At 72.8% G+C, this 16056-nt stretch carries 11 protein-coding genes; 4 read left to right on the plus strand and 7 right to left on the minus strand.

Going from position 1 to position 16056, the window contains the following annotated elements; genetic code table 11:
- Nucleotides 1-10: 10 nt before the first annotated feature.
- The 3 genes from KK483_RS12910 to ftsE form a co-directional block, all read right to left on the minus strand.
- Entirely contained in the window at nt 11-1222 is a 1212-nt protein-coding gene (locus KK483_RS12910) for a S41 family peptidase (protein ID WP_262005377.1), read from the minus strand.
- A 67-nt stretch (nt 1223-1289) separates the two neighbouring features.
- Nucleotides 1290-2207: a permease-like cell division protein FtsX gene (ftsX, locus tag KK483_RS12915; RefSeq protein WP_262005378.1), complete on the minus strand. Its 918-nt coding sequence runs from the start codon at nt 2205-2207 to the stop codon at nt 1290-1292.
- A 40-nt stretch (nt 2208-2247) separates the two neighbouring features.
- Nucleotides 2248-2937: a cell division ATP-binding protein FtsE gene (ftsE, locus tag KK483_RS12920; RefSeq protein ID WP_262005379.1), complete on the minus strand. Its 690-nt coding sequence runs from the start codon at nt 2935-2937 to the stop codon at nt 2248-2250.
- A gap of 239 nt (nt 2938-3176) precedes the next feature.
- Here ftsE and KK483_RS12925 point away from each other — a divergent pair, with 239 nt between their 5' ends.
- A complete protein-coding gene (locus KK483_RS12925) occupies nt 3177-3371 on the plus strand; it encodes a hypothetical protein (protein ID WP_262005380.1) in 195 nt (64 codons plus the stop codon).
- A 125-nt stretch (nt 3372-3496) separates the two neighbouring features.
- Here KK483_RS12925 and KK483_RS12930 read toward each other — a convergent pair whose 3' ends face one another.
- From KK483_RS12930 to KK483_RS12945, 4 genes are all read right to left on the minus strand, one after another.
- On the minus strand, nt 3497-4390 hold the full coding sequence (locus tag KK483_RS12930) for a hypothetical protein (RefSeq protein ID WP_262005381.1): 894 nt from the start codon (nt 4388-4390) through the stop codon (nt 3497-3499).
- A gap of 272 nt (nt 4391-4662) precedes the next feature.
- Nucleotides 4663-5769: a peptide chain release factor 2 gene (gene prfB / locus KK483_RS12935; RefSeq protein ID WP_262005382.1), complete on the minus strand. Its 1107-nt coding sequence runs from the start codon at nt 5767-5769 to the stop codon at nt 4663-4665.
- Nucleotides 5770-5839: 70 nt separating this feature from the next.
- Complete coding sequence (locus KK483_RS12940; RefSeq protein ID WP_262005383.1) at nt 5840-7078, minus strand: serine/threonine-protein kinase; 1239 nt, start codon at nt 7076-7078, stop codon at nt 5840-5842.
- Nucleotides 7079-7217: 139 nt separating this feature from the next.
- Complete coding sequence (locus KK483_RS12945; RefSeq protein ID WP_262005384.1) at nt 7218-8930, minus strand: serine/threonine-protein kinase; 1713 nt, start codon at nt 8928-8930, stop codon at nt 7218-7220.
- 416 nt (nt 8931-9346) lie between these two features.
- Between KK483_RS12945 and KK483_RS12950 the strand changes: the two genes are divergently transcribed.
- The 3 genes from KK483_RS12950 (at nt 9347) to KK483_RS12960 (ending at nt 16005) form a co-directional block, all read left to right on the plus strand.
- Entirely contained in the window at nt 9347-13063 is a 3717-nt protein-coding gene (locus KK483_RS12950; RefSeq protein ID WP_262005385.1) for an FHA domain-containing protein, read from the plus strand.
- A gap of 187 nt (nt 13064-13250) precedes the next feature.
- Complete coding sequence (locus tag KK483_RS12955; RefSeq protein WP_262005386.1) at nt 13251-14639, plus strand: ABC transporter substrate-binding protein; 1389 nt, start codon at nt 13251-13253, stop codon at nt 14637-14639.
- Between the two features lie 7 nt (nt 14640-14646).
- The gene (locus KK483_RS12960; RefSeq protein ID WP_262005387.1) at nt 14647-16005 is read left to right on the plus strand and encodes a carbohydrate ABC transporter permease; all 1359 of its coding nucleotides are present in this window, start codon (nt 14647-14649) and stop codon (nt 16003-16005) included.
- Nucleotides 16006-16056 lie beyond the last annotated feature (51 nt).

The following is a 16056-nucleotide window of genomic DNA, read 5'->3' on the forward strand; positions in this document are numbered from 1 at the left end:
CATTTTCGCACTACGACCCGGTGCCGAGGCCACTCAATACCGTCCGGGCCCGTTCCTCGGCCCGCTCGCTGACCGCGAGGTCGGGAGTGATGCCCTTTCCGTCCAGATCGTGACCGGCGGGGGTGCGGTAGTGACCGACGGTGAGCTCGGCGACGGAGCCGTCGGGCAGCGGCTCCGGCATCTGCACGGACGCCTTCCCGAAGGTGCGCGAACCGACCGTCACCGCCCGGCCGCGGTCCTGGAGTGCGCCCGTCACGAGCTCGGCGGCGCTCATGGTGCCGCCGTCGACGAGCGCGACGACGGGCCGCTCGGTGTCCCCGCCGGGCCCCGCGTACAGGGCCTTCTGCTCGCCGTGCACGTCATAGGTGGCGACGAGGCCGCCGTCGAGGAACGCGGAGGCGGCGGTGACGGCCTCGGTGACCAGGCCGCCGCTGTTGCCCCGCAGGTCGAGCAGGACACCGGCGCCCGCGGGGGCCCTGCGGACGGCCTCCCGCACCCGCTCGCCGCTGCCCTTGGTGAAGGCGGCCACCTTGATCATGACCGCGTGGTCGGCGAGCCGGTGCACCGTCACGGCCTCGGTGGCGAGCCGGGCGCGGCGCAGCGTCTCGGTCCAGGTGTGCGCGCCGCGCTGGAGGCCGAGGGCGACGGTGGAGCCGACCTTGGCGGTCGCGCCGCGCTCCGCACCCTTTCCATCGCCGCGCAGCAGCGCGACGACCTGGCTGACCGGCCGGCCGTCTATGGGCTTCCCGTCGATCGCGCGGATCCGGTCGCCGACCCGGATCCCGGCCCGCTCTGCGGGTCCGCCGCGCTGTACGCGGGAGACCTCGACCCGCCCGTCGGCGGCGCGCTTGGCCCACAGCCCGACGCCGGTGTACGAGCCGTCGAGGGCCTGGGCGAACTCCTCGTACTCCCTCTTGTCGTACACGGCGCCCCAGCGGTCGCCGCTGCGGCTGACGACCTCCTCGGCTGCGGCCGCCGCGGACTTGCCGTCGGCCATGGCCTCGGCGGCGGCGCGGGCGACCGCGTCACGGTCGGCCTCGGCACGGTCGGACCCGCCGTTGTCGACGGCCGTGGCGGCGGAGCCGGCGGAGGACAGCTCCCCGTCCCCGTCGGGCAGCAGCCCCCGGGCGGACGCGGTCACGAGGACGCTGGCGAAAAGCAAGGTGAGGGCCGCCCCGCGGCGGAATCCACGGGGCATCAAGGGAGATTCAGGGCCCGACATGGCGCCCACTCTAGGACAAGCGAAGGGCGTCGTACGGCGGTTGGCCGTACGACGCCCGGGGCGCTTGTCACACCTTGAGGTACTTGCGCAACGCGATGAAAGCCGCAAGGGCGGGCATCAGCAGACCGATCGCGAGCACCAGCGGCAGCTTGGTGATCACGGCCTCCCAGCCGATGAAGTTGACCAACTGCATCTTGTTCGCGAGCGCCAGACCGTTGTCGATCAGGAAGTACCGGCCGAGGAGCAGCAGGACACACGCGACACCGCCGCCCAGCAGCCCCGCGAAGGCGGCCTCCATGATGAACGGCATCTGGATGTAGAAGCTGGACGCCCCGACGAGCCGCATGATGCCGGTCTCACGCCGACGGCTGAACGCCGACACGCGCACCGTGTTGACGATCAGCATCAGAGCAATGATCAGCATCAGGCCCATGACGAACAGCGCCGCGACGTTCATGCCGTTCATCAGGTCGAAGAGGTTCTGCAGGATGTTGCGCTGGTCCTGGACGGACTGCACACCGTCCCGTCCCGCGAAGGCGGTGGCCACCACCTGGTACTTCTCCGGGTCCTTCAGCTTGACCCGGAACGACTCCTGCATCTGGTCCGGGGTGATGGTCGCGGCGATCGGGGTGTCGCCGTACTGCTCCCGGTAGTGCTTGTACGCCTCGTCGGCCGACTCGTGGTGGACCTTCTCCACGACGGCCATGTCGCCGAGATCGGCCTCGATCTCCTCTTTCTGCTGGGCGGTGACGGCTCCCTTGGAGCACTTCTCGTCGGTCTCCGCGTCGTTCTTGTTGCAGAGGAAGATGGAGACGTTGACCTTGTCGTACCAGAAGTCCTTCATGGTGCTGACCTGCTCGCGCATGAGCAGCGCACCGCCGAAGAGGGCGAGCGAGAGGGCCACGGAGACGATGACCGCGAAGGTCATCGTGAGATTGCGACGGAGACCGACTCCGATCTCCGAGAGTACGAACTGGGCGCGCATGGCGAGTCTTTCAGCCTTTCCGTCTTGTCGCTCTACGTGCTCAGTGCTGGTAGCCGTAGACGCCGCGCGCCTGGTCTCGTACGAGACGGCCCTGCTCGAGCTCGATGACGCGCTTGCGCATCTGGTCGACGATGTTCTGGTCGTGGGTCGCCATCACCACTGTGGTGCCGGTCCTGTTGATCCGGTCCAGCAGCTTCATGATGCCGACGGAGGTCTGCGGGTCGAGGTTGCCGGTCGGCTCGTCCGCGATCAGCAGCATCGGGCGGTTGACGAAGGCCCGCGCGATCGCGACGCGCTGCTGCTCACCACCGGAGAGCTCACCGGGCATCCGGTCCTCCTTGCCGCCGAGCCCGACGAGGTCGAGGACCTGCGGGACCGCCTTGCGGATCTCACCGCGCGGCTTGCCGATGACCTCCTGCGCGAAGGCCACGTTCTCCGCGACGGTCTTGTTGGGCAGCAGGCGGAAGTCCTGGAAGACGGTGCCGAGCTGGCGGCGCATGTGCGGCACCTTCCAGTTCGAAAGCCGGGCGAGGTCCTTGCCCAGGACATGCACCATGCCGTGGCTGGCGCGCTCCTCGCGCAGGATCAGCCGCAGAAAGGTCGACTTTCCGGAACCGGACGAGCCCACGAGGAAGACGAACTCCCCCTTCTCGATCTCCAGGGAGACTTCGCGCAGGGCGGGGCGGTTCTGCTTGGGGTAGCTCTTGGAGACGTTGTTGAATCGGATCACGGGTGCACCACGGTCGGCCGGGAGTAGGTGTGCGTGACCTTACGCGACTGCGGACGGCGCGCGCAGTTGCCGTCCGGAGTTGCGCGTTTTGTCCGATACCGGAATGGGCGTATTCCGGCGAGGCGCGCCGAAACGCGCGGGAGCTGGCACAGTGGTAGGGGGAACGGACGCGTTCCCCGGAGCGTTGAGCGGAGAGAAGCCCCAGCCGGCGACTCCGCCGCGCGGGAGGAGGAGAGCGCATGACCTATGACCGACTGGTGTGCGCGAACTGCGCGGCGCCTGTCACCGAAGGCCGGTGCCCCGTCTGCCGCGCCAATCGCGAGCGGCTCCAGCAGCAGGAGGGCCCCCTGGCGGGCCTGAGCCCTGTGGCGCTGCTGACGCTGCTTGTGGTCCTGGTGGCCGCGGTGGCGCTGCTGGCGCACCAGACCGTGTAGGCCCCCCGCAGGACCGCGACAGACCGCGACCGCGTAGCCGCCGTACAGAGTCGAAACAAGGGCCCGGAGTGCTGAGAAGCACTCCGGGCCCTTGTCACGCGCTGTTACTTTTGCCTAGCTGTCACTCACGCAACGGTACGGCCGCCGCCGACGAGGCGCGGCAGCATCCGGAAGCCGATGCCACCGGCGATCATCGTCGCGGCGCCGACCAGCAGGAACGTGGTCTCGGCGGCGCCGGTCTCGGCGAGCTCCTCCTTGGCCGCACCCTGCTCGACCGGCTGCGAGCCGGCGTTGTCGGTGTCGGTGTTGTCGCCGCACTCGGCCCCGTCGAGGTCCACGGTGCAGGTCCCGGCGCCACCGTCGGTGGTGCTGCCGCCGGTGGAGCCACCCGTGGCGGCGGTGCCGCCGGTGGAGGTGGTGGAGCCACCGGTGGCGGCGGTGCCGCCCTGGTTACCGCCGGCGTTGCCGTTGCCGCCGTTGTTGCCGTTACCGCCGTTGCCGCTACCGCCGTTGGTGGTGCCGCCGTCGGTCGTGGTGCCACCATCCGTAGTGGTGCCACCGTCCGTGGTCGTACCGCCGTCAGTGGTGGTGCCACCGTCAGTGGTCGTACCGCCGTCAGTGGTGGTGCCACCGTCCGTGGTCGTACCGCCGTCGGTCGTGGTCCCGCCGTCGGTCGTGGTGCCACCGTCCGTGGTCGTACCGCCGTCGGTCGTGGTGCCACCGTCAGTGGTGGTGCCACCGTCCGTGGTCGTACCGCCGTCAGTCGTGGTCCCACCGTCAGTGGTGGTACCACCGTCAACGCCGCCGTCAACGCCACCCGGGCCGGCGCCACCGTCCACGCCACCGATGGCGTTCAGTTCCGCACCCTGCTCGGTGAGCTCGGCGCTCGCGCCGATACCCGCAACGTTCACGTCGATACCGACGGCCTGAGCGGCACCCGCGGCGGTCAGGGACGCGCCGGCGGCGATCAGCGCGCCGGCGGCTATCCGCGCCACACGGATCCGCGTCTTGTTGGTCATCTGCTGCTACCCCCAGTAGCTGAAATCGTCAGTGTGCAGCGCCATGGGGCAGCAGCCGCTGAGGGTCGTTCTTCCGTTTCCCCCGCTCACACGCGCCCCAAGTAACACGCATGCCGCGCGCCAGCCTCCCCCAGTTTTCGCGGACGCGTCAAGTTTCATTGCGTCTGCGATGCCCGAAATAAGGGCAGTTGACCGAGGCGCACACAGGACTGTGACGAAAAAGGGAACTGCCGCCCACGGGGCGGCAGTTCCCTTGTCGACAAAGCGAGGTCTTACTTGTCCTGCTGCTTGCGCCAGCGAATTCCCGCTTCCAGGAAGCCGTCGATCTCGCCGTCCAGCACCGACTGCGGGTTGCCGACCTCGAACTCCGTACGAAGGTCCTTGACCATCTGGTACGGGTGGAGGACATACGAACGCATCTGGTTGCCCCAGGAGCTGCCGCCGTCGCCCTTGAGGGCGTCCATCCTCGCCCGCTCCTCCTGGCGCTGACGCTCCAGGAGCTTGGCCTGGAGGACGTTCATCGCGCTCGCCTTGTTCTGGATCTGGGAGCGCTCGTTCTGGCAGGAGACCACGATGCCGGTCGGGATGTGGGTGATACGGACCGCGGAGTCGGTCGTGTTGACACCCTGGCCGCCCGGGCCCGACGCGCGGTAGACGTCCACGCGCAGATCGGACTCGTCGATCTCGACGTGGTCGGACTGCTCGACGACCGGGAGGATCTCGACGCCCGCGAAGGACGTCTGGCGGCGGCCCTGGTTGTCGAAGGGGGAGATACGCACCAGGCGGTGCGTGCCCTGCTCGACCGAGAGCGTGCCGTAGGCGTACGGCGCCTTGACGACGAAGGTGGTCGACTTGATGCCGGCCTCTTCCGCGTACGACGTCTCGTAGACCTCCGTGCCGTAGCCGTGCCGCTCGGCCCAGCGCAGGTACATGCGCTGGAGCTGCTCGGCGAAGTCCGCGGCGTCGACGCCACCGGCCTCCGCGCGGATGTTGACGAGCGCCTCGCGCTCGTCGTACTCGCCGGAGAGGAGCGTGCGGACCTCCATCTCGTCCAGCGCCTTGCGGACCGACTCCAGCTCGGACTCGGCCTCGGCGCGGGTGTCCGGGTCGTCCTCGGCCTCGGCGAGCTCGAAGAGCACCTCGAGGTCGTCGATCCGCCCGCGCAGCGCCTCTGCCTTGCGGACCTCGGCCTGCAGGTGCGAGAGCTTGCTGGTGATCTTCTGCGCCGCCTCGGGATCGTCCCAGAGGGACGGCGCCGCCGCCTGCTCCTCGAGCACGGCGATGTCTGCCCTCATCCTGTCGAGGTCCAGGACGGCCTCGATCGACCCCATGGTCGAGGAGAGGGACTTCAGCTCTTCGGATACATCGACGACTGCCACGCCCCCAAGGGTAACGGCATCGCGCGACACGCCATCGCGCCTGTGGACGGCAAGGACCGAACGGCAGGCCCTACGGCTGCGAGGGAGCCGACTGCCTGTTGTCCTCGGGCGGTACGGAACCGTCGTCGCCGCCCGCCGCCAGCCAGCCGCCGACCCCTACCGCCGCGGCAAGCACCAGCCCCGCGACACCCAGTGTGATGCGGCGCCTGCGCACCGCGTCCGAGGACTTGTGCCGGGCGGAGCCGGGGCGGCGCTGGCCCGGGGAGCGCGGGGCGCGGGCCGTGCCGCGGGCGCCGCCCTCCAGCTCGTCGGGGGCCGGAACGCGCATCGAGGTGTGGGTGTCCCGGTTGGAGTCGGTCGCGGAGCCGCGGACGAGGGGCACGGCGGCCCTGCGGGGGCCGGTGGGGAGGGTCGCGTGGTCCGGTTCCTCGTACGGCTCGGACGAGGGCTCCGCGTCGGGCTCGTCCACGTCCAGCGGGGGCAGGCCCGCCAGCAGCGGCAGCACGTGGTGGAGGCGTGCGGCGAGCTCGGAGGCGCGCAGCCGGGACGCGGGCGCCTTGGCCAGGCACTGGACGATCAGCTGCCACAGCTCGTCCGGGATGCCGGGCAGCGGGACCACCGTCTCGGTGACGTGGCGGCGCAGCACCGCGCCCGGATGGCCGCCTCCGAAGGGGGTGAAGCCGGCGAGGAGCTCGTACAGCACGGTCGCGAGGGCGTAGATGTCGACGGCCGCGCGCGGCGGGAGGCCCTCGACGATCTCCGGGGCGAGGTAGTCCGGCGTGCCGATGATCTTGGTGGCCCGGGTGCGGCGCGGGGTGTCGATGAGCTTGGCGACGCCGAAGTCGGTGAGCAGCGCGGGGTGGGCGCCGCCGGGCCCGAGCGGGCCCTGCATGTCGAGCAGGATGTTCTCCGGCTTGACGTCGCGGTGGACGACTCCGGCCGCGTGGGCCGCGGCGAGGCCGTCGGCGACGTCGGCGATGATGGCGACGGCCGCCTCGGGGGCGAGCCGGCGCTCGCGGTCGAGACGGGTGCGCAGGTCGGTGCCGCGGACGAGGTCCATCACCAGGGCGAGGTCGTTTCCGTCCACGACCAGGTCACGGACGCCGACGACGCGCGGGTGGTCGAGTCCGAGAAGGGCCGTGCGCTCCTGGACGAAGCGTCCGACCAGCTCCTGGTCGGACGCGAGGTCCTCGCGCAACAGCTTGATGGCGACGGGGCCTTCGGGGCCCTCGCCTAGCCACACCGTGCCCGCGCTGCCCCTCCCGAGGATCTGGTGGGCGGTGTACCGGCTGCCGATGTTCCGTGCCAAGACTGCTCCCTCAGCGGCTGGCGTTGCCCATCAAAGTACGCGGGCGTCCGGGTGTCTCGTGCCCCGGATGGCGCCAACCGTCACTTCTGCGGGGCTTTTTCCCCCGCAGAAGTCGACATAACGACAGACTGATCGCTCGCTACTGCCCCGTGCCGCCACCGCTGCCGGTGCCCGATGTCGTACCGGAGCCCGGGTCGGAGGCGGTGAGGTCCTCGATGAACCTGCTGATGCTCGAGATCCCGTCGCCGATCGCCTTGAAATAGCTCTGGCCCTGGCCGATCCAGTCCTGGAGCGGGGTCAGCTCCCAGATCAGCCAGCCCGCCACGAAGAACAGGACCAGCGTGAAGAGGCAGCCCTTGAGGCAGCCGAGGCCCGGGATCCGCATCGGGTTCGCGCTGCGCTGCCGGGGCGGGCGCGGTGCGGGCTGCTGCGGCGGTGGCTGCGGGGGCGCGTACTGCTGCTGCGGCGGCGGAGCATACTGCTGCCGCTGCGGGGGCTGGGGAGCCCACTGCTGCTGAGGCTGCTGCTGGGGCTGCCGTTGCGGCTGGGGGCGCTGCTGCTGGCGCTGGGGCGGCTGCTGCGGCCTCGGGGCCGGCTGCCGCTGCGGACGCCGGCGCAGCGGGTCCTGGCTCGGGTCCAGGTACTGGACCTGGGTCTGCTCGTTGCGGTCGCGGGCCGCCTGGAGCTGGGACTGCCAGGGGTGCGGGTCCTCCGGACCGGGCTGCGGCGGGCCGTCGGGGCGCGGCGGCAGGGGCGGCATGACCGCGGTCGGGTCGGCGGCGCCCCTGTTCTGCAGTACGGCGGTGGGGTCGGCCGCACCGGGCATGCCGGTCTGGGGCATCACGCTGGTCGCGGCGGACGGGTCGTACTGGTGCGAGGCGTTGCCCTGGAGCACCTGCGTGGGGTCGGAGGCCCCGGGCATGCCGGGGACGGTGGCGGGCGCCGGGTCGGGTGCGAGCAGCGCGCCGACGCCCTCCGCGGCCTCGATCTGGGCGGGCGTGGAGTGGACGCCGACCCCGGCGGCGACCGTACGCAGACCGCGGGCGAGGTTCTCGGCACTCGGCCGCTCGCCGGGCTCCTTGCGCAGGCAGCGCTCTATCACCGTCCACAGCGGCCCCGGCACGGTGGACGGGCGGCGGGGCTCCTCGCTGAGGTGGCGGTGCAGCACCTCGAGGGCGGTGCCGCCGGCGAACGGGGGACGGCCGGTGACCAGCTCGTACAGCAGGATTCCGGCGCCGTAGATGTCGACGGCGGAGGTCTGCGGGCGGCCCTCGGCGGACTCCGGCGCGACATAGGCCGGCGTGCCGACGAACTCGTGCGTACGGGTCAGGCCCGGGGAGTCGGCGAGGCGGGCGATGCCGAAGTCGGTGAGCATCGGGTGCATCTCACCGCCGCGCTCGGCCAGCAGGACGTTGGCGGGCTTGAGGTCGCGGTGGACGACGCCGTCGGCGTGGCTCGCGGCGAGGGCGTCCGCGATCTGGGCGGTGAGCAGAGCGGCGGCGACCGGGGTGAAGGGGCCGTTGTCGCGGAGGTAGCGGTGCAGGTCGGGGCCCTCGACCAGGTCCATGACCAGGGCGAGCAGGTCGCCCTCGACGACCAGGTCGCGGGTGCGGACGATGTTCGGGTGGGTCAGGCGGAGCAGGACGGAGCGCTCGCGCAGGAAACGCATCACCACGTCCGCGTCGTTCGCCAGCTCCTCCTTGAGGACCTTGATCGCGACGGTCTCGCCCGGCTGGCCGGGCACGGCCGCCTCGGCCCCGGCGGTCTCCCGCTGGCGGGCCCGCCAGACGGTGCCCGTGGCACCGCGGCCGAGCGGTTCCTCGAGCAGGTACTTGCTGCCTACCGGCCGCACGTCATGCGCTCCCTGCTGATCGTCATCGGATCGTCGTTCTGGTGGTCCCCGGTACGAGCGCGGACCCGTCCGTGTGTCCGACCCACTGTAGTGCCGCCGACCGCGTCACCGGGGTGGCCGCCGGATTGGCGGTTAAGACGTCCCCGACGGGCCATTGGTTGCCGAACGGATGTGCTGAGGGTGGGGCAGACGAGCCCAACCAGGCACTTTTCCGCCCAGGCCGGGTCCCGTGTCGGCCAATCAAGATCACTTCCGGGTAGGGGGCGGGCGCGTTGTCGGTGGCAGGTGCGAGGATGCCTCCAGCACGGCGTCGTGGGGTCGGGAGAGCCCCTCGGCCGTGCAGACCTGCCGGGTGGGGGGAATCACAGGGCGGCTCCCCTGCCGGGCACCCCGCGCAGAAGGGACCGCTGACGGCGATGCAGATCCGGCTGACCGTCCTCGCGCCGCGCAGCGGCCTGTCCACGCCGGCGCGCGCATGCGACGTGCTGGTCACGGCCCCCGCGGGCACGGCGCTCGCGGCGGTGTCCTCCGCTCTCGCCGCGGCCGTGTCCGGCGCGGAAGCGGCACCGGGCCCGGTCGTGCTGTTCGCCGGGCGCGAGCGGCTCGACGCCCAGCGGTGCGCGCTGGGCGAGCCCCCGCTGGTCGACGGCGCGGTGCTCTCGCTCCAGACACCCGCCGATGACGAGGCGGAGGACGGGGAGGCCGGGGCCCAGGCCCGGCTCCATGTGGTCGCGGGCCCTGACGCGGGCGGGGTCCATCTGCTGCACGGCGGGCAGATCCGCGTCGGACGCGCAGTGGAGGCGGATGTTCCGCTCGACGATCCCGATGTGTCGCGGCTCCACTGCGCGGTGACCGTCGCTGAAGACGGCGGGGTCACGGTCGCGGACCTCGGCTCCACGAACGGCACGACGCTGGACGGAGCCGACGTCGGCCCCCGCCCCGTGCGACTTCCCGTGGGCGCGCTCCTCCGTATAGGTGAATCCACCCTCCGTCTGGCGCCTCCGGCCGCCCCCGAGCGGCTGGCGACGACACCGGACGGCGAGGGCCACCTGCGCCTCGGCGCCGCCTCCACGGATCACGCCCGCAGCGACGCACGGGACCCGGACGCTTCGGACCCGCACGCTCCGGCCCCGGGCGCACCGGGCCCGGACGCACCGGGTCCGTACGAACCCAGGGACGACCGCGCGACGCCGCGGCTCCCCGGCCAGCTGCCGGAGATCCCCGGGCAGCGCGGGCCCTCGTGGGTCCGGGGGGATCACGACTCCACCGCGCAGGACGGGATGCACCGGCACGGCCGCTACACCGTCCGGGGGGCGACCACGCACGGCCTGGGTGGCCACACCCACGGCGGCCCCGCGGGACACGGCTCGGACACCACGCACAGCGGGACTACGCACAGCGGCACCACGCACGGGCTGGGCGCTTACCTGCCCGGGGACGCCGCCGCGGACGGGCCGGGCGGGGGCGGGGCCGCGGGCGGTCCCGGTGCCCCCGATGACGGAGAGCGGGCCTCGGGCGACAGCCCGGGGCGACGCTCGCGGAAGCGCGGCATAGGCGCCTGGGCACGGCGGCTGGCCGGAGCACGGGACGCCGCCGGTGACGCGGAGCACGAGTGGGGGGAGCCCTCCGGGGCCGTCACCGAGCCCTTCGCCGAGACCTGGCCCGACCCCGCCGCCGTGCTGCTGACCGCCCTCGGGCCGGGCCCCCGGTTGTGGGAGCGCGGACCTGGACACCCCGAGGACCTCGTCGTCAGGCTCGGCACCGCGGAGCGGGCCGGCACTTCCGCCGTGCCCGTCACCGTCGGGCTGCACGAGGCCGGAGCGCTCGGGCTCGCCGGGCCGCGCGAGCGCCTGACAGGGCTCGCCAGGTCGGTCGTGGCGCAGCTCGCGGCGCTGCACTCGCCCGCCGACCTGGAGATCGTGCTGATCAGCGCGGACCGCGCGCGGCCCGTGGAGCGGCGCAAGGACGACTGGGCCTGGCTCGGCTGGCTCCCGCACCTGCGGCCGGCGCACGGCCAGGACTGCCGGCTCCTGCTCGCCTACGACCGGGACCAGGCCGCGGCCCGCGCCGCCGAGCTGACCCGGCGGCTCGACGACGGCCCGCTCGGGCCCGGCTGGCCCAGCGCGGACCGCCGCACGGTCGAGGACGCGGCGGCCCGCCACACGGGCCCGCGGACCGTGCTGATCCTGGACGGCGACCCCGGCTCGGCGGCGCTCCGCGAGGCCACGGCGCGGCTCGCCTCCGCGGGCGCGGCCGGGGGCATCCACGTCGTCTGCCTGGCCGAGACCCCGGCCGCCTCGCCGCGCTCCCCGGTGGCGGCGACGTACGAGGAGGCGTGCGCGGCGTCGCTCGCGTTCCGCGAGTGCGGGGCGGTGGCGCTGCTGAGCGGCGACGTGGCGACGGCGCTGCGACTGCTGCGCACGGCGGCAGGACAGCCCGCAGGACACGGCACTGTCGCCGCGCTGGACGCGGTCTCCGCGGCGTGGGCGGAGCGCTTCGGCCGGGCCCTGGCGCCGCTGCGTACGGCGGTGGACGGCGACGGCGCGCGCTCCGGCCCGGCGCGCGGCGGGGTGGCGGCCGTGGCGTCGCCGCTGCCCCGGTCGGCCCGGCTGCTGGACGAGTTGGGGCTGGCCCGGGCCACACCCGCGTCGCTGATGTCCCGCTGGGCCTCCGCACCGGACGGTACGGCGGTGCTGGGTGCGGGCCCGCGCGGCCCGCTCTCCGTCGACCTCACCGGCGAGGGACCGCATCTGCTGGTCGAGGGCCCCGCAGGCAGCGGGCGCACGGAGCTGCTCCGCGCGATCGCCGCCTCGCTGGCCGCGGCCGACCGCCCCGACCGGCTCGGGCTGCTGCTGGTCGACGGCGCGGGCGGCGAGCGCGGCGAGGGGCTCGCGGCCTGTACGGAGCTCCCCCATGTCATCGGCCATCTGGTCGCGTCGGACCCGGTCCGGATGCGTGAGTTCGCACAGGCGCTCGGTGCCGAGCTGAAGCGGCGTTCCGAGCTGCTGGGCCGGGAGAGCTTCGCGGAGTGGCACGCCCGGCGCACGGTCGCGGACCGCCTGGTGGGCCAGCGCTCCGCCCCGTCCGCCGAGTCCGCGTTCACGGCGGCCTCCCCTTCCGCCTCCCCTTCCCCGTCCCCGTCCGCTTCCGCGCGGGGCGATCGCGCAGACCGCGGCGATGTCGACTCGCCGGAGTCGGGCTCGCTGCGGCTGCGGGCGCGGGCGGCCCTCGCCGCGGGAGCCGCCACGCGGCACACGGCGTCGGGTGCGGGAGGCTCGATGGCGGGCGAGGCCGTGGCATCGGCGCCACAGCGGACGCGCCCCGCCGCGCCCGCGGCTGATGCCACCGAAGGGCACGCGAGCCCGGCAGACCCGGCCAGGCAGGACCCCGCCGCCGAAGCCGCCCGAGCCGCGGAAGCTGCCGGAGCCGGCGGATCCACCGGGCGCGGCTCCTCAGCCGTACCCCCCGGCTCCTCGGCCGTACCCCGCGGGTCCCGGCCGGGCACGACCGGCGCCGCCCCGGCCGGCCCGGACGGCGGCCCCGGCCCCGCCGGTGCCCGTACGACCACCCCCGCGACGGCAGCTGCGGGGACGGGTGCACCGCCCCCGCTGGCCCGCCTGGTCGTCCTCGCCGACGACTACGACGCCCTGGTCGCCCCCGCGCTCGGCAGCCCGGGCCGCCCTGCCGCCGGTTCCGTCGTACGGGCGCTGGAGGCGGTGGCCAGGGACGGCGAGCGGCTCGGCGTCCATCTCGTCGCGACGTCCGCCCGGCCCGACCGCACCGAGGACACCGAGCTGGCGCGCCGTGCACGGCTGCGTGTCGTGCTCGATCCCCCGCCCGTGTCCCCCGGCCCGGACGACCCCGCTCCCGGGCGCGGCAGGCTGGGGCATCCGGACGGGCGCGTGACCGCCTTCCAGGGCGGCCGCGTGACCGGCCGCATCCCCCGGACGGCGACGCTCCGGCCCACCGTCGTCGAGGTGGAGTGGGAGCGCATGGGCGACCCGCCCACCCGCCGCCCGGTCCGTGAGCTGGGCAACGGCCCCACGGACCTGGCCCTCCTCGCCAGCGCCCTCGACCGCGCCGCCCGCTCGGTCGGCGCCGCCCCCCTCCCGCCCCTCCCACTGCACCGCTGACCTCCACGGACCGCGTCCGGCCGCTGACTGCACGTCACGAGCCCATCACGATCACCCAGTTGACAGGGAAGGCGGTATTGCCTCACTCCCGCCCCGGGCGTAGACCTGACCGCACGGGACGGGAGCGGTGCTGCCTGCGTCACGGCCGGCTGCGCCCTCCACAGCGCACGGGAGAGACGGGGCTGACATGCGCATCACTCGTACTCGTACTCGCACATGCACGACTCGGAGCAGGGCCGCCATCGGGCTCGCGGCCGCCGGTGCACTCCTGGCACTCACCGGCTGCGGCGGTGACAACGATGGCGGCGGCGGAAGCACACCGGACAGCACCAGCGGCAGCGACTCCGCGCCCACCGTCCGACTGCCCAAGCTGAACGGCGAGAAGATCGAGGTCGCGGCGGTCTGGACCGGCCCCGAGCAGGAGAACTTCACCAAGGTCCTCAAGGAGTTCGAGAAGCGCACCGGCGCGACCGTCACCTTCGTCCCGGCGCAGGACCCGATCGTCAACTTCCTCGGCACGAAGATCGCCGGCGGCAGCCCGCCCGATGTCGCGATGCTGCCGCAGGTGGGCGCGATCAAGGAGACGGTGGCCAAGAAGTGGGCCAAGCCGCTCGGCCCGGAGGCCAAGGCGGAGCTGGCCAAGAACTACGCCAAGGGCTGGCAGGACCTCGGCTCGGTCGACGGCACCCCGTACGGCGTGTACTTCAAGGCCGCCAGCAAGTCCCTCGTCTGGTACAACAACGCGGTCTTCGAGAACGCGGGCGCCACCGAGCCCAAGACCTGGAAGGAATTCCTCACGACGGCCGAGACGATCTCCGCGTCCGGCGTCACCCCGGTCTCGGTCGGCGGCGCGGACGGCTGGACGCTCACCGACTGGTTCGAGAACGTCTATCTCTCGCAGGCCGGCCCGGAGAAGTACGACCAGCTGGCCAAGCACGAGATCAAGTGGACGGACCCGTCCGTCACGCAGGCGCTCACCACCCTCGCCGAGCTGTTCGGCAAGCCGGCCCTGATCGCGGGCGGCGCCGACGGCGCACTGCAGACGGAGTTCCCCGCGTCCGTCACCCAGACCTTCACCGGCGGCGACCAGCCCAAGGGCGCGATGGTCTTCGAGGGCGACTTCGTCACCGTCAACATCGCGCAGACCGAGGCGAAGATCGGCACGGACGCGAAGGTCTTCCCCTTCCCGGCGGTCGGCGCCGAGCCCCCGGTGGTCACCGGCGGGGACGCCGCCGTCGCGCTGACCGACTCCAAGGGCGCCCAGGCCCTGCTGACGTTCCTGGCCTCGCCCGACGCGGCGAAGATCTGGGCCGGGGCCGGCGGCTTCATCTCCCCGAACAAGTCCCTTGACGTGGCCGCGTATCCGAACGACATCCAGCGTGACATCGCCAAGGCGCTGATCGCCGCGGGCGACGACTTCCGCTTCGACATGTCGGACCAGATGCCGCAGTCGTTCGGCGGTACGCCCGGCAAGGGCGAGTGGAAGGCGCTCCAGGACTTCCTCAAGAACCCGAAGGACATCGCGGGCACGCAGGCACGGCTGGAGGCCGACGCGGCCAAGGCGTACGGGAACTGAGGCCGCGATGACGGCCCCCGAAGCCCCGTCCCGGGTACCGGAGGGCGAGGGCGGAACCGCGCACGGGCGACGCGGCAGGAGCGTGACCGGCACCCGTCGGCTCGCCGCCGCCGGCTTTCTGCTGCCGGCGCTCGTGCTGCTCGGCGCGCTCGTGGTCTACCCGATCGGCTACTCGCTCTACCGGTCCTTCTTCGACAAGTCCGGCGACGGCTTCGCCGGGCTCGGCAACTACGTCGAGATCTTCACCGACGACACCATCCTCACGGCCGTCAAGAACAACGCGGTGTGGGTGCTCGTCGCCCCGGCCGTCGCGACCGCCCTCGGCCTGGTCTTCGCCGTACTCACCGAACGGGTCCGCTGGGGCACGGCGTTCAAACTCGTCGTCTTCATGCCCATGGCCATCTCCATGCTCGCCGCGGGCATCATCTTCCGCCTCGTGTACGAGCAGGACCCCGAGCGCGGCGTCGCCAACGCGGTCTGGGTCGGGGTCCACGACACCTTCGCCGAGTCGGCCGGCTTCCCCAAGGCGCATCCGCTGCCCGCCCACCCGCTGCGCACGGCGGGCGGCGGGGCCTTCGTCACCAAGGAGCCGGTCACCGCGGGGACGGCGGTCCGGCTGCCGCTCGTCGGGGTCGCGCCCGCCAAGATGCCGGGGGACGCGGTACCCGCGAAGGCCCCGGCGGCGGACCCCGGCAGGATCAACGGCACGGCCTGGCTGGACTTCACCCGCGGCGGCGGCGGGAAACCCAACACCATCGACACCAAGGAGCTGGGCCTCAAGGGCATCAAGGTCGAGGCGGTGAAGGACGGCAAGGTCGTCGCCACGGCCACGGCGGCGGCCGACGGCACCTTCTCGCTCCCCGCCGAGGCGGAGGGCTCACTGCTCCGGCTGCCCGCGAGCAACTTCCGCGAGCCGTACAACGGAGTCGACTGGCTCGGCCCCTCGCTCGTGACACCGGCCATCATCGGCAGTTACGTCTGGATGTGGGCGGGCTTCGCGATGGTGCTGATCGCCGCCGGCCTCGCGGCCGTGCCACGCGAACTGCTGGAGGCCGCCCGGGTGGACGGGGCGAACGAGTGGCAGGTCTTCCGCAAGGTGACCGTCCCGCTCCTCGCGCCGGTCCTCGCGGTCGTCCTGGTCACCCTGATGATCAACGTCCTGAAGATCTTCGACCTGGTCTTCATCATCGCGCCCGGCTCGGCACAGGACGACGCGAACGTCCTGGCGCTCCAGCTCTACCGCTCGTCGTTCGGCACCGACGCGGATCTCGGCGTGGGCAGCGCCATCGCCGTACTGCTGTTGCTGCTGGTGATCCCGGTGATGCTGTTCAACATCCGGCGGATGCGAAGGGAGACGCGCCGATGACGCCACGACACGGCCTCCGCCCCGCACCCCGCCGGGGGTCCGGGGGTCGCC

Origin of the sequence: Streptomyces sp. FIT100, from assembly GCF_024584805.1 — a bacterium.
Taxonomy (GTDB): domain Bacteria; phylum Actinomycetota; class Actinomycetes; order Streptomycetales; family Streptomycetaceae; genus Streptomyces.

Bases quoted from the DNA above. Each gene is read 5' to 3' on its own strand.
- ftsX (WP_262005378.1), bottom strand. From the start codon at position 2,207: ATGCGCGCCCAGTTCGTACTCTCGGAGATCGGAGTCGGTCTCCGTCGC.
- KK483_RS12925 (WP_262005380.1), top strand. From the start codon at position 3,177: ATGACCTATGACCGACTGGTGTGCGCGAACTGCGCGGCGCCTGTCACC.
- KK483_RS12955 (WP_262005386.1), top strand. From the start codon at position 13,251: ATGCGCATCACTCGTACTCGTACTCGCACATGCACGACTCGGAGCAGG.
- KK483_RS12930 (WP_262005381.1), bottom strand. From the start codon at position 4,390: ATGACCAACAAGACGCGGATCCGTGTGGCGCGGATAGCCGCCGGCGCG.
- KK483_RS12950 (WP_262005385.1), top strand. From the start codon at position 9,347: ATGCAGATCCGGCTGACCGTCCTCGCGCCGCGCAGCGGCCTGTCCACG.
- KK483_RS12960 (WP_262005387.1), top strand. From the start codon at position 14,647: ATGACGGCCCCCGAAGCCCCGTCCCGGGTACCGGAGGGCGAGGGCGGA.
- KK483_RS12910 (WP_262005377.1), bottom strand. From the start codon at position 1,222: ATGTCGGGCCCTGAATCTCCCTTGATGCCCCGTGGATTCCGCCGCGGG.